8 protein-coding genes are annotated in these 13,707 nt (G+C 70.0%); 3 read left to right on the forward strand and 5 right to left on the reverse strand.

The genetic code is table 11. The features are described from left to right. Window positions 1–179: 179 nt before the first annotated feature. The gene (locus Pen02_RS38135; protein WP_203871068.1) at window positions 180–614 is read right to left on the reverse strand and encodes a hypothetical protein; all 435 of its coding nucleotides are present in this window, start codon (window positions 612–614) and stop codon (window positions 180–182) included. After that, window positions 611–7,030, reverse strand: coding sequence for a polymorphic toxin-type HINT domain-containing protein (locus Pen02_RS38140; protein ID WP_239141948.1), 6,420 nt, complete (start codon window positions 7,028–7,030; stop codon window positions 611–613). The genes Pen02_RS38135 and Pen02_RS38140 overlap by 4 nt, the downstream gene beginning before the upstream one ends. Before the next feature lie 335 nt (window positions 7,031–7,365). Here Pen02_RS38140 and Pen02_RS38145 point away from each other — a divergent pair, with 335 nt between their 5' ends. Next, window positions 7,366–8,334, forward strand: a complete 969-nt coding sequence (locus tag Pen02_RS38145) for an aldo/keto reductase (RefSeq protein ID WP_239141949.1) — start codon at window positions 7,366–7,368, stop codon at window positions 8,332–8,334. On the opposite strand, the gene Pen02_RS38150 is transcribed toward Pen02_RS38145, so the two are convergent. Continuing rightward, entirely contained in the window at window positions 8,335–10,323 is a 1,989-nt protein-coding gene (locus tag Pen02_RS38150) for an acyl-CoA dehydrogenase family protein (protein WP_203871069.1), read from the reverse strand. A 446-nt stretch (window positions 10,324–10,769) separates the two neighbouring features. Between Pen02_RS38150 and Pen02_RS38155 the strand changes: the two genes are divergently transcribed. Both Pen02_RS38155 and Pen02_RS38160 read left to right on the forward strand, forming a co-directional pair. After that, window positions 10,770–11,612 carry a helix-turn-helix domain-containing protein gene (locus tag Pen02_RS38155; RefSeq protein ID WP_239141950.1) on the forward strand — a complete coding sequence of 281 codons (843 nt, stop codon included), beginning with the start codon at window positions 10,770–10,772 and terminating at the stop codon, window positions 11,610–11,612. Then, window positions 11,603–11,791 carry a DUF397 domain-containing protein gene (locus Pen02_RS38160; protein ID WP_203871070.1) on the forward strand — a complete coding sequence of 63 codons (189 nt, stop codon included), beginning with the start codon at window positions 11,603–11,605 and terminating at the stop codon, window positions 11,789–11,791. The genes Pen02_RS38155 and Pen02_RS38160 overlap by 10 nt, the downstream gene beginning before the upstream one ends. Window positions 11,792–12,040: 249 nt before the next feature. On the opposite strand, the gene Pen02_RS38165 is transcribed toward Pen02_RS38160, so the two are convergent. After that, window positions 12,041–12,961 (reverse strand): serine hydrolase, encoded by a 921-nt coding sequence (locus Pen02_RS38165; protein ID WP_203871071.1) that lies wholly within the window; start codon window positions 12,959–12,961, stop codon window positions 12,041–12,043. Beyond that, a complete protein-coding gene (locus Pen02_RS38170) occupies window positions 12,954–13,604 on the reverse strand; it encodes a hypothetical protein (protein WP_203871072.1) in 651 nt (216 codons plus the stop codon). Before Pen02_RS38170 ends, Pen02_RS38165 begins: the two co-directional genes overlap by 8 nt. Window positions 13,605–13,707: the final 103 nt, after the last annotated feature.

Raw genomic sequence — 13,707 nt, forward strand, 5'->3', positions numbered from 1 at the left:
ACGGGTCCCGCCCGGATTCCTCGCGGCGCTGCGATCCTCGGCGGCGATTCCTCGCGTCCCTGGGACGGGGGTTATCCGCACGAATCCACCGGTGCGTGGCGAACGGTTAACCGAGCGTCGACTATAGAGACGGGCCACGACAGAAACGTCCGGAAGCACTGGCCGCCCTGCGGAACGGTTCAGCCGCCCGGTACCGAGTCGAGTCCGAAGTCGAAGCCCGAAGTCTCGTCGTAGGGGATCGACGGCCAGAGCGAATCCACGGCCTGCCAGATCGTCCGCACGGCGGCCCAGTCCACGTACGCGCCGATCAGAGTGATCTTGACGAACGCGTCCGACTCCGCGACCCGGGTGTCGGGTGCCTCGTCGAGGAGGAGGTCCTGGATCTTCGCCCGCAGCAGCTCCGGCGAGCAGTGCAGTTCCAGAAGCAGCACCTCCGCCCGCTCGTCACTGCGGTCGGTCCTGCCGACGTAACCGGACCAGACCTGCGTACCCAGGTCGGCGTCCGCGAAGCCGAGTCCGGGGTCGAGCGCCACGATCCTGGCGGACAGGGCGTCGGCCAAGTCGGCCGCCGACGCCCCGCCCGCCTGGAAGTAGAGCTCAATCTCGTACGTCACAGCAGGTTTCCGTGCCTGTCATGGCTCTGTTTGATGACGATGAGGAAGCCGTAGGTCTCGCGCAGCCAGTCATCCTTCAGTTTCTGCTCCCCGCCGTACCGCTTCTTGCCCCACTTCGTCTCCACGTATCCGCGCAGCCGGCCGTCCTGATCCCAGACGCCGATGTCGAAGATCCGCTTGCCGTACGGCGTCTGGAAGGTCAGCGCGGCCTGGTTGTCGTCGTCCGTGATGACGTCCAGTCCCTGCTCGCGAAGATACGCTGCCACGTCACGCTTGAACGCGTTACCCGCGATGTTGTTGATCTGCCCGTCGCTGAGTGGGTTCTGGAGATCGCTCGTCACACCGTTGCTGTCGACGGCCCATCTCGCCGGGCAGGTGCCGCTGTTGTTGTGTACGAGGACCGACTGGTCCCCGACGAACACGTAGTACGTGTGGATCGCGTCGACGGTGAGGTCGTACGTGATCCGTTCGGCGTGGTACTTCCGGACCGCCCCGATCTGGACGTAGCTGCCGGCCGAGGTACGCAGCAGCTCACCCGGTCTGAGATCGCCCGCGTCGACCCAGCGTCCCCGGGTGACGGACCAGAACGGGTGATGGTCGGTCGTGGTCAGGACGTTCCCGTCGCCGGGCGCTCCCTCGACCGTGACGTCGACGTACTTCTTGTCGCTGTCGGTCCGGATCGTCCGGGTGACCTGGCGCGCCTCCGTACGACCCGTCTCGGGGTCGGTCGCGAGTACGGTGTCCCCCGGCCGGACCAGTTCGATCGCCTTCCGACTGCCGTCGGCGAGCAGGACCTCGGTGCCGGCGACAAAGCTGTTGGCGTCGGCACACTTGCAGGTGCAGCCACCTCCGCCGCCGCTCTCCGAGTTCTTCTTGGTTTTCGCCTTGGCCTTTGCGGCAAGCGCCTTCGCCCGCTCCGCCGCCCGGGCCGCCGCCTCCCGGGCCGCGCGTTCGGCGGCGGCCTTCGCCGCGGCCGCCTTCTGGGCCGCTTCTCTGGCCGCCGCCGCTGCCGCTGCCTTGGCCGCCTCGGCCGCCCGCTCCGCGTTGCGGAGGATGGCCCGGGCCCAGTCGAGTTCCTTGAGGAAGGTGATTACCGCCTTGCCGGCCCGGAAGATGGCCTCGGCGATCTTCTTCGCCTTGAAGATCTTGCCCCAGGGCAGCGCACCGATGATCATCGAAGCGCAGGCGCCGAGGTCGCCCTTGAGGCAGCTCAGGATGTCGTTGATCCCGAGGATCTCCATCAGGATCTGGCCGCCGGCCTCCAGCACCACGTCCAGCACGCTCTTGCTCTGGATCTGGTTTGCCCTGGCCACGTCCTCCGGGTTCACCTGAGGGGTGTCCGTCGCGGGCGTCGGCTCCGGCGTCGCACCCGTCGGGTCGGTGTACGAGGTCGGGTTGTTGTCCGCGTACGTGTAGGGCGAGGTGGCCGCTCTGCCCTGCGGCGCAGGATCGGTGGAGGTGAACCGGCCGGTACCCGGGTGGTAGTTCCGGGCCCGCAGGTAGTAGTTGCCGTTGCCGGTGGTCGAGTCCTGGTATCCCCCGGTGAACTGCAACGGGTTCTCCGGCGCGCTCGCCTGCGCCTCGGCCCCGGCGCCGCCGCCACCCAGGGTCGGGCCGGCGCGCGGGTTGCCGAACGGGTCGTAGTCGTAGCCGATCTCCGGGGTGCCGGCCGGGGTGAGCATGTTCGCCACGCCGCCCAGCCAGTCGTGGGTGTACGAGTGCGGCCCGCTGGCCGGGTCCAACAGTGCCAGCGGCTCGTCGTCCGGCCCGTAGGTGAAGCCGCGCCTCTCCGTCGTCTGGCCGCCGGCATCGATCACGTTGTCCAGAGCGATCTGTGGCAGGGTGCCGGCGACATCCCAGGACCAGCGCTGGGTGGCCTGCTCCGGCCTGCCCGGGTCGGTGGTCGCGGTCAGCCGCAACCCGTCGGCGCCGTACCCGAAGACCGCCTCCCGACCGGCAACCTTCGCCTTGGCCAGCGTGTTGTCCAGGTGGTATTCGAACCGGTCGGTGCCGGCCCGGGTCTGGTTGCCGTTGACGTCGTAGCCGAATTCGGTGGTGGTGACGTGCCTCGGCTCGCGGACGATCTCCTTGGTGAGCTGGTTGGCGTCGTCGTACTCGTAGCTGGTGGTGTCGTCACCGGCCGTACCGCTGCGCTTCTGGCTGGTCCGGTTGCCCATCAGGTCGTAGCGGTAGTCGATCCGCCCGGCGGGCTTGGTCCTGTCGTCGCAGGAGGTGGCGGCGTAGCAGGCCGAAGTGAGTCGGTCGACCTTGTCGTAGGCGTACGCCACCGACTCGGAGACGCCGCCCCGGGTGGTCACCACCCGGCTCGGGTTGCCGACCTCGTCGAGTTCGAGCTGGAACGTCGAGACCGGGTCCTGCGGCAGCGCCACCGGGGTGACCGGCTCCGACGGCTTCGACGCCGCTCCGGCACCGTCCTTGTCGTGGGCGGTGACGGTGAAGGTGTACGCGGTGCCGGCATCCAGCCCGTGCACGATCGCGCTGGTCGCGGTCGCGCCGACGGTCGTCGTCCGGCCGCCCGGAGCAGCGGTCACGGTGTAGCCGGCGACGTCGTCGTCCCTCGGCGGCTTCCAGGAGACGACCGCCAGGCCGGCGCCCGGCTGTGCGGTCACCCCGGTCGGCGGGTCCGGTCGGTCACCGAAGGCCAGCAGCCCGGCATCCGGCAACTCGACCTGTGGCGCCTCGGCCGCCCGTTCGGTGCCGATGCTGGTCAGCCGGCCGGCGTCGTCGTACCTGCGCCGCTCGATCAGCCCGGTCGCGGCCGGCAGCCGGGTGACCTCCCGCCGGCCGGCCTTGTCGTAGTCGAACGTCCAGCTCGCCGGGGTGGCGCCGACAGACCCGCCCGCCGCGGTCAGCGTCTTCATCTGGCTGTCCGCGTCGTACGTCGCGGAGACCCTGGTCCCGTCCGGGTACTCGCGCAGCTTGATGTTGCCGCGCGCGTCGTACTCGTACCTGAACTTCTCCTCCAGGCCCGCCTCGACCCGGGTGACCAGCTCGATCTGGTCCTCGTCGTCGTACTTGACCGTCCGGTGGCCGGCCGGGTCGATGTACGCGGTGGTCCGGTCCTTGGCGTCGTACTCCCACGCGTAGCGCGGTCCCTCGCTGCCGAGGCTGCGGGAGTCCCGCCGGTTGACGATGTCGTAGGTCTCGACGATGGTGCGCCTGGCCCGCTCGGCCGGGGAGAGTCGCTCGTGGTCCCAACGGCTCAGGGTCGACGTGCGGTTGCCCTCGACGTCGTAGCCGTATTCGGTGATCCGGCCCAGCGGGTCGATCTCCTTGGTCAGCCGCCCACCGTCGTCGTACGACAGCCAGCTCCGCTTACCGTTCGGGTCGCGTACCGAGGCGACGAGGCCGTCGTCGAAGTAGTCGTAGACGGTCGCGTGCCGGGTCGGGTCGTCCCGGTCGTACGGGGCGTCCGGGGTGCGGACGGTTCGGGGCAGGTTGTCGTCGCGGTAGGTGTAGTGCGTGGTGCGGTTCTTCGCGTCGGTTACCGAGGTGAGCCGGTTGTTCGCGTCGTACCTGTACGTCGTGGTGTGGTCGAGCGGGTCGATGGTCCGGGTGGGGTTGCCCGCCGGGTCGTACTCGTAGTGGGTGGTGAACCGCTCCTTGTCGGCACCCTCGACGTTGCCCCGGGGCTCGGTGGAGCTGGCCAGCATGCCGTCGTCGTCGTAGACAAACGAGCTGACGCCGCCGGTCGCCCGGATCGTCTGGGTCTTGTTGCCCGCCTCGTCGTACTTGTACTCGACAACCCCCTGCTCAGGATCCCGGATGTGGGTCTGTTGGCCGTTGTCGTCGTACTCCATCCGGGTTCTGCGCCCGAGATTGTCCTCGGTGGCGGTGACGTGGCCGTTGTTGTCCCGGTCGAACTTGGACTCCTTGTTGTGCTCGTCCACCTTGGACGTCGTCCGGTCAAGCTCGTCGACGCCGATGTCGCGCTTGACGGTGATCCCGCCCGGATACGGGCGCTCCATCCGCAACGGGTTGTCGTTGGCGTCGTAGAAGTAGGTGGTGGTGAAGTCCGCCGGGTTCGCGCCGGGCAGGTTGCCGCGCGGCGAGGTGACCTTGTGCAGCAGCCCCTTGGCGTTGTAGGCGTACGTCGTCACCGGGTCCGGCTGGTCGTCCAGCTCCAGCCGCGCCGAGGCCCGCCGCCCCGCGTCCGTGTAGGTGTAGGACATCGTTCGGCGCGGGTCCTTGACCGTCTTGAGCAGCCCGTTGTCGAAGTACCTGTATTCGGTGCGCGCACCCAGCGGGGTCGTCTGGGAATGCGTCCGGCCGAGGTCGTCGTAGCTGGTCCGCCACGGGTTGTCCTTGCCCGGCTCGTGGACCTCGACCGTCCGGTCCTGGTCGTCGAACTCGTAGCGGGTGGTGAAGTCGCGCCGGTCGGCGTGCGGCACCGTGCCGCGCGGGTCGGTGACGGCGACCTGCCGACCGGTCCTGTCGTACCTGAACTCGACCCGGCGACCCATCGGCGAGGTGACCGCCTGCGCCAGACCGCTGTTCGGGTCACCGACCGGCAGGTAGTCGTACCGGGTCACCTTCTTGCGCTGATCGGTCTGGGTGATCAGCAGGCCGCGCTCGTCGTACTCGTAGGTGATGCTGTTGTTCTTCGCGTCGGTGCTCTTCACCAGCTCGTCGAACTGGTTGTACTCGTCCTTCCACTCCTTGCCGTTGGCGTCGACGTGTTTGGTCGGGTTGTTGCGAGAGTCGTACTCGGTCTTCTCGTCGAAGCCCATCGACTGCGGTGCCTGCTGCCGGGTCCGGTTGCCCTGCGGGTCGAACTCCGACTGGTGCTGGCTGTGCTTGCCGTTGACCACCAGGCCCCGGTTGAGCGCCTCGTCGTAGCGGTGGTGCACGGTGTCGCCGTTTCCGCGCTGCGTGTGGATCAGCACGTTGCGCCGGTAGCCGTCGTAGGTCTGCACCCCGTCGGCATCGGTGGTGACCGACTCGTCCACCCGCCCGCCCGGCCGCCACTCGAAGGTGGTCGGCTTGCCGAGCGCGTCGAGCTGCCGCACCACCCGGCCGGTCGCGTCGTACTCGGTGGTGACCTCGACGACCTTGTCGGGGTTGGTGACGGTGGCAAGCAGGCCGTTCGTGCCGTACCCGTATTTCCAGAGCTTGCCGCGCGCGTCCAGGTGCCCCGTGAGCAGTTGACCGGTGTAGAAGAACTTCACCTTCCGGTGGTCGGGCAGGCTGATCTCGCGGATGAGGCCGCCTTCCAGCGCCACCTTCGCCACCCGTCCGGAGGCGTCCGTGACGGTGATGCCGTTCTCGGTGTACGCCAGCCGCACGCCCATGCCCCGGGGGTTGGTGATCGAGGCCAGCCGTCCCTGCGCGTCGAAGCCGTACGCGATGTTGCGCGGGGTGGTCAACGTCCAGCCGTCCCCGGCCCTGCGCAGGTTCGACCGCACCCCCGGCGGCCGGCGGTAGTCCTCCCCGTCCAGCCGGTAGGTCGCCTCGGCGCCGTCCTCGGCCCGGACGATCGCCCCGCCCTCGGTGGCGGTCACCGTCATCCCGTACGACCAGGCCCAGCCCGCACCGAACGGCCCGACGCCGTTGACCGACGAGTAGGCGCGGGCGGAGACGAACGGCACCCCGAAAGACGCCATCGCCAGGTCCTGCTCGACCTGGATGAAGGCGCCGGTCGCGGTGTTGACGCCGTTGGCCCGGATCGCCTGGCCGGCGCTGGTCAGCGCGAGCGCGTTGCCGCAGCCGCAGCCGCCGGCCTGGCCGGGTGGGATGGCCGGCGGGTCGATGACGGTCCGAGGGCTACCCGTCGCCGGGTCGCTGACGATCTCGCGGCCGTCGTCCAGGATCGCGGTGATGCTGACCTGGTAGGTCCGGCCCGGATCCAGCACCCAGCCGTGCTCCCGGCCGAAGGAGCGGCAGTACTCGCGTTGGCCGGAGCAGTTGGACCGGGCGATCTCGTCCCGGGAGAGCGTGACGGAGGGCTGTTCGGCCTGCGACTCGGTGTCGAAGGCGGTGACCCGCCAGGTCGACCAGTCCGGCGCGTCGCCCCGGACGTTGAAGTAGAGGCTCAGCGAGGTGTCGTCGAGCAGGTAGCCGGGCAGCGCCAGGACCTCGGTGAATACCTTGTCCTCGGCTGCCACCCTGGCTCCGGTACGCCGCTCCCAGGCGGCCTTCGAGAGCGCCCGGGGTGCGCCGTCGGCGCGTACCTCCGGCGGGACGACGGGGGGACGCTTGTCCGGCGGGAAGGCGGTGTCGGGGCGTACGCCTGCGGGCATCGGCCGGTCGACCGGGCCCTGACCGGGAGGCGGCGCCGGGACCTGCGCCGCCTCCGCCCAACTGCCCTTGGCCGGCGGCGCCAGCGTGACGATCAGGGTCAGCGCACAGGCGCCCACCAACCAACGGGTACGGCTGCGCACGGTACGACTGGACACGGTCGGACCCTCCCCCGTGGACGGATGTCTCACGATTCCAGCGTTTCCGGAGCCGATAATAGAGGCTGATCAATTATTGAATTCGGTCAGTTTCGTGACAGAGATTCACATTAAAGATCGAATTCTCAATTGCGCAGGAATTGTCGATCTCGACAAACGGTTGACAATTCCGATCACCGAGCGCGCTGACGACCATCCACTTTCGACGGCAACGCCGCTGGCCAACGTCGGTCGCGGCGGTCACAATGTGCGGGCGGGCGACATGATCGTCTGCCGGTACCGCCTGCCGCCACACCACGCCGGCACCCCGCCGACGCCGCCAGTCAAGGATTTCCGTGTACGGAAAACAGCAATCGACGGATGCCTTCCCGCGCCGCCCGCTGGGCAGCACCGGCCTGCACGTCACCCCGGTCTGCGTCGGCGGCGGCCCGCTGGGCAGCATGCCGGCCCTCTTCGGGTACGACGTCAGCGCCGAACGCGGCACCGAGACCGCGCTCGCCGCACTGACCGGCCCGTTCAACTTCCTCGACACGGCCGCCGGCTACAGCGACGGGGAGAGCGAGCGGCGGATCGGTGCCGCACTGCGCCGGATCGGCGGGGTGCCGGGCGGCTTCGTCCTCGGCACCAAGGTCGACCGCGATTTCACCACCGGCGACTTCTCCGGCGAGCAGGTGCGCCGCTCGGCCGAGGGCAGCCTCGAACGGCTCGGCCTGGACCGGCTACCACTGGTCTACCTGCACGATCCGGAACACATCAGCTTCGAGGCCGGGATGGCCCCGGGCGGCCCGGTCGAGGCGCTGCTCGAACTGCAACGCGAGGGCGTGATCGGGCACCTCGGGGTGGCCGGCGGTCCGGTGGAGCTGATGGCGCGGTATCTGCGTACGGGGCACTTCGCGGCACTGATCACGCACAACCGGTGGACCCTGGTGGACCGCTCGGCAGGTGACCTGATCGACGAGGCGGTCTCGCTCGGCGTCGGCGTGGTGAACGCGGCACCCTTCGGCAGCGGCATCCTGGCCAAGGGCCCCGCCCAGTTCACCAAGTACGCCTACCGGCAGGCCGACGACGAGGTGCTGCGCCGGGTCCGGGCGATGGAGGACGCGTGCGCGGCGCACGGCGTACCGCTCGCGGCGGCGGCACTCCAGTTCTCCGTCCGCGACCCCCGGATCACCTCCACCATCGTCGGGGTGTCCCGGCCGGAGCGGATCACCGAAACCGCCCGCCTCGCCACCTGGGACATCCCCGACGAACTGTGGGAGACCCTCGCCCCGCTCACTGCCCCGCAGGAGTCCTGGCTGTACTGATCACTCCTGCTCCTCCGCCTGAGGAATCCGGCGGCGTACGTCCTGCGCGGTCGACGGGCCCGGTTGCCAGGTGGCCACCCAGGGCAGGGCGGCGGCCGGGGTGACCACACCCTCCTCCAGGAAGGCGTACCGGCCGGCGAGGATCCGCTTCGCCGCCGCCGTGTCGACCGAGTCGGTGTTCTCCCAGAGCGCCCGGAACAGTGCGGCGATCCGCACCTTCGCCTGCCGGCAGAACAGGTCGGCCAACTCCACGCCCTCCGGCCGGCTCTCCCGTTCGGCGTTCGCCCGTACGCACACCGCCGACATCGCGAACAGTTCGGCGCCGATGTCCACGATCCGGCCGAGGAAGCCCTGCTTGTGCTCCAGTTTCCCCTGCCACCTCGACATCGCCAGGAACGTCGACCGGGCCAGTTTCCGGGACGACCGCTCGACGTGCCGCAGGTGCCCGGCGAGGGTGCCGTACTCGGCGTAGCCGGTGGGGTTCTGGCCACGACCGACCGCGAGGGTCGGCAGCCACCTGGCGTAGAACGCACCCGCCCTGGCCCCGGCCCGGACCTTCCGGCCGAGTTCGGCGTCGGGGTCGATGATGTCGCCGGCCACCGAGAGGTGCGCGTCGACCGCCTCCCGGGCGATCAGCAGGTGCATGATCTCGGTCGAGCCCTCGAAGATCCGGTTGATCCGCAGGTCGCGGAGGATCTGCTCGACGGCGGCCGGGCGCTCGCCCCGGGCGGTCAGCGAGTCGGCGGTCTCGTAGCCGCGCCCGCCCCGGATCTGCACCAGCTCGTCGGCGATCTTCCAGGCCATCTCGCTGGCGTAGAGCTTGACCAGCGCCGCCTCGATCCGGATGTCGAAGGTGTCGTCGTCGGCGAGCAGGCAGCAGAGGTCGAGCATGGTCTCCATGCCGTAGGTGGTGGCGGCGATGAAGGAGAGTTTGCTCGCCACGGCCTCGTGCCCGCCGACCGGCCGGCCCCACTGCACGCGTTCGGCGGCCCACTCCCGGGCCACGTTCAGTGACCACTTGCCGGCTCCGACACACATCGCCGGCAGCGAGAGCCGGCCGGTGTTCAGGGTGGTCAGCGCGATCTTCAGGCCGCGTCCCTCGCCGCCGATGACGTTCTCGGCGGGTACGACGACGTCGTTGAACCTGGTCAGGCTGTTCTCCAGGCCGCGCAGGCCGAGGAAGGCGTTGCGGCGTTCGACGGTGATCCCGGGCGAGTCGGCCTCGACGACGAAGGCGGTGATCCCGCCGCGCCGCCCCTCCGACTTCGGCACCCGGGCCATCACCACCAGCAGCGACGCCACGGTGCCGTTGGTGGCCCACAACTTGACCCCGTTGAGCCGGTAACCGGTGCCGTCCTCGGTCGGCTCGGCCGTGGTCGCCAGCCGGGCCGGGTCGGAGCCGACGTCCGGCTCGGTCAACAGGAACGCCGACACCTCGCCGGCCGCCAGCCGGGGCAGGAAGCGCTGCTTCTGCTCGTCGGTGCCGAACATCTTGAGCGGCTGCGGCACCCCGATCGACTGGTGCGCGGAGAGGAGGGCGCCGATCGCCGGGCTGACCGAGCCGGCCAGGGTCAGCGCTCGGCAGTAGTGCAGGTTGCTGAGGCCGAGGCCGCCGTACTTCTTGTCGATCTTCATGCCGAAGGTGCCGAGCCGGGCGAGCCCCTGGAACACCTCGTCGGGGATCCGGGCGTCCCGCTCGATCGCCGCACCGTCCACCTCGGACCGCACGTAGCTGTCGAGCTTGTCGAGAAACTCCCCGGCCTGGGCGGCGCGCTCGGGGTCGGGCTGCGGCCACGGGTCGATCAGGTCCAGCCGGAGCCGGCCGAGGAAGAGTTCCTTGCCGAAACTCGGCCTGCCCCACTCGGTCTCCCGCGCGGCCTCGGCGACCTGTCGAGCCTCCCGCTCGGAGACCTGTCCCGCCTCCTTGGGCAGCGGCCCGACGCCGTCCGACCCGCCCGCCGCCGGCCTGTTCTGCTCTGTGGTGGTCACGGCAACCCCCTCGATCGAGTACGACGGTGAGGTGTTGCCCGCGCTCGTCGCACTCGGTCGGAGCGGGCAACCTCCTGACGTCTGCGGCCGATACACCGCCAACGCTACTCCGGTTTGTTACCCGTCGGTAGCACGACTTATGCAGATGCCGCCATCTCCGCCGTCACCGCCGGCCGTGCCACCGCTCCTGCCGGCCGCGCCCCCGGCCAACCGTGGGAATGACTGTGCGATGGCGAGACTGTCGAGCTGCCCCGCTTGGGCGCCCACGCTCCGACACCTGCCATCCCGGCGACCTGCCGCCAATTTCCACAGACATCCGGAATCTCTCCACAGATGTCACCGAGGATCTTCACTGTCCGGACAGGAGCCACTACTCTGCGCCCAGAAATCGACGAGATTGGCTTCCGGTGCTGATGGCGTGGGTGCCGGGGCGGCGAGGGGGAATGGTGGACGAACAGGATGGCCAGGCCCGCGACGGCGAACAGGGCGGGCGACCGATCGATGCCCCGCTGATCGAGTTCATCAGGGCGCAGCTCCGTCGGATGCGGGTCGCCGCCGGCCTGAACCAGGATCAGTTCGGCAAGCGAATAAATTTCTCCGGTTCGTTGGTGAGCGCGGTGGAGACAGGCATCCGCCCGCTCGACGCCCGCTACCTGGCGCTGGCGGACCGCGAACTCGACACCGGCGGCCTCTTCGTCGAACTGCTTCGAGTGGCCACCCGAGACGGTCAGTGGTTCCGCTCGTGGCGGGGTGCCGAACGGAACGCTCGAATCCTGCGGACGTTCGAGCCCAACCTGGTGCCGGGGCTGTTGCAGACCGAGGCTTATGCCCGAACGGTGATCGCCGCAGGCAGCCGGCTTACCGAGCAGGAGATCGAGCGCCGGGTTGCCGTCCGGATGGAACGGCAGACCATCCTCACCCAGGAGATGCCGGTGCAGCTCTTCGCGGTGCTGGACGCCACCGTGCTGGGTCGGCTGATCGGAACTCCCGCGATCATGCGGGAGCAGTTCGACCGCCTGATGGCGATGGCCGAGTTGCCGAACGTCGACGTGCTGGTCGTGCCGTCCGGCATCGGCATGTACGCCGGGCTGGCCGGGCCGTTCGTGCTGGCCGCCCTGGAAGGCAACGGCTGGCTCGGCTATCTGGACAATCTGCTCCGTGGTCAGATCGTCACGCTGCCCGACGAGATTGATAGCCTGCAAGAGGCGTGGGAATGCGTCCGCAGCGAGGCGTTGCCGCGCCCGCACTCCCTCGACCTGCTCAAGGAAGCGGCGAAGACATGGACCTGAGCAACGCCCAGTGGCGTACCTCCACCCGCTCCTCCAACGGCGGCAACACGTGCGTCGAAGTGGCCGACAACCTCCCCGACGCCGTACACGTCCGCGACAGCAAGGACCGCCAAGGCCCCGTGCTCACCTTCACCACCGACGCCTGGCGCACCTTCGTCCACACCGTCCACACCCACTGACCCCCGACACCGGCTGCCCGCTCGCGCGCGCTCACCTGGACAACGCGCACCTGGACAACAGATGCGCTACGACCAACCGATTACGCGGTCCGTTCAAGGGCGTCGGCAACTCCGGCCTGCTCGGCATCGAGGCGCAGCACGCCCTCGGCGAGCCCTGGACCGACCAGCCTCCAGCATCCAGGTGAGCGGGGCCGGCTGGCCGGCGAGCCACCACCCTCGTCTGCACCGTCCACATTGTCGGCAGCGGGATCAGTGCGCCACACCGGCGGCTGGTGGGATCGCGCGCAGTTCGGTCAGGGCGTACTTGGCGGCCTTCTCCACCGCCGCGATTCCCTTCTGCTGCGTCGGATGGTGATCGGAGAGTACGGCGACCAGCCAGTCCCGGTCGGGATCGACGATCCGGCCGATGCTGTTCGCCAGCCACAGTCCGTTGTCGGCGTCGACCGTCGTCCAGCCGTTCTTGACGTAGCTGGCGGTGCTGGTCCGGCCGGCGGCGGCGGTGATCCCCCAGTCCTGCTGCTTGTCCACCTCGCCCATCAGGTCGAGCAGGAACTCCCGACTGGCCTCGGACAGCGGACCGGCCGGGTCGGTGATCGCGGTCAGCAGCCGTAGCTGGTCGGCCGCCGTCGTCGTGGTGACTCCCCAACTCGCGTTCGGCGTCGTCTGGCGCAGCCCGAGCGTCTTGTTCGCGGCGGTCAGCCCCGCCCGGTAGCCGATCGCCGTGTAGAGGCTGCTCGCCGCAGCGTTGTCGCTGACCACGATCATCGAGCGGGCCAGTTGCCGCTCGTTGGCGCTGAGTTTGCGGCCCTGGTCCTGGCGGCGCAGCAGCAACGCCGCCAGGATGTCGACCTTGACGATGCTGGCGGTCTGGAACCGCCGGGTGCCGGCGGTGACCGCCAGGCCGCTGGTCCGGTCCCGCACCGCCAGGGTGACCCGGCCGCCGACGCCGCGCAGGTACTTCTCGATCCGGGTACCCGCCAGCGCCGCGTAGTCCGGCGTCGGGCTGGGCGTCGGCCGGGCCGGCGTCGGCGCCGCCCCGGGCCGCGCGTCGGCGTCCCCGGAGTGCGCCCACCGGTACGCCAGCCCGGTGCCGGCCACGCCCACTCCGAGCAGGGTGGCGGCGCCGGCCGCGAGTACCTCCCGGCGGCTCGGCCCACGCCGGCTAGTCAAGGAGGTCTCCCAGCTTCTTCGCCACCTGGTGCGCGGTGCCCCGGTCCACCGGCCCGGGAACGTTCAGCGTCGAGATCCGGTCGTCGTGGCGTACCGCCACCAGCAGGGTCGACCGGGCTGGCGCGCCCGGCGACTCGATCCGGCCCTGCACCGCCAGCCCCGCTTCCGGCGGCAGCTCGGTGTCGAGGAGCGTGAACGAGATGGTGCTGCCGTAGGCGTCGTAGCGGGGGCAGGTGTCGACGACCCGGCGTACGTCGTCGAGGGCCTTTGCCGCCCACCCCGGCTCGTACGCCTCGACGACCTGCGTCGCGACCTGCTCGGACGCCGCGTGCAGGTACCGGCGTTGCACGGCGCCGGTCCGGTGCCGCTGGGCCGGATAGTCCGCCTCCCGGTACGCCGGGCAGTCCGCCTGGAGCCACGGCCACGGGGGCGGCTCCGGCGGGTGCGGGCTCTGCTGCCACCCGGCGCCCAACCCGTCCGCCTGGAGCAGCGCCAGGTCGAGTCGGGCCGCCGTGGCGCCGGGCCGGTGTTCCGGGTCGCTCGCCGTCAGCCGGGCCCCCTGTCCATTGGTCGGCGGAGGTGCCGGATCGGCCGCGCATCCGGCGACGAGGCCGACGGCCACCAGCAGGCTCAGCAGCGGCAACCGGGCCGCCGCCGGACGCCTCCGGCGACTCGGAACACTCGAAATCGGTGCCGTCACCGGCTGGTCGGCGGCCGGTCGCGGCCGTACTCGGGCTTCCACGCCC

The sequence above is a fragment of the Plantactinospora endophytica genome (assembly GCF_016862915.1).
GTDB classification, from domain to species: Bacteria; Actinomycetota; Actinomycetes; order Mycobacteriales; family Micromonosporaceae; genus Plantactinospora; species Plantactinospora endophytica.

Coding starts and splice junctions, on each gene's coding strand:
- Pen02_RS38160 (WP_203871070.1), top strand. CDS start 11,603: ATGGACCTGAGCAACGCCCAGTGGCGTACCTCCACCCGCTCCTCCAAC.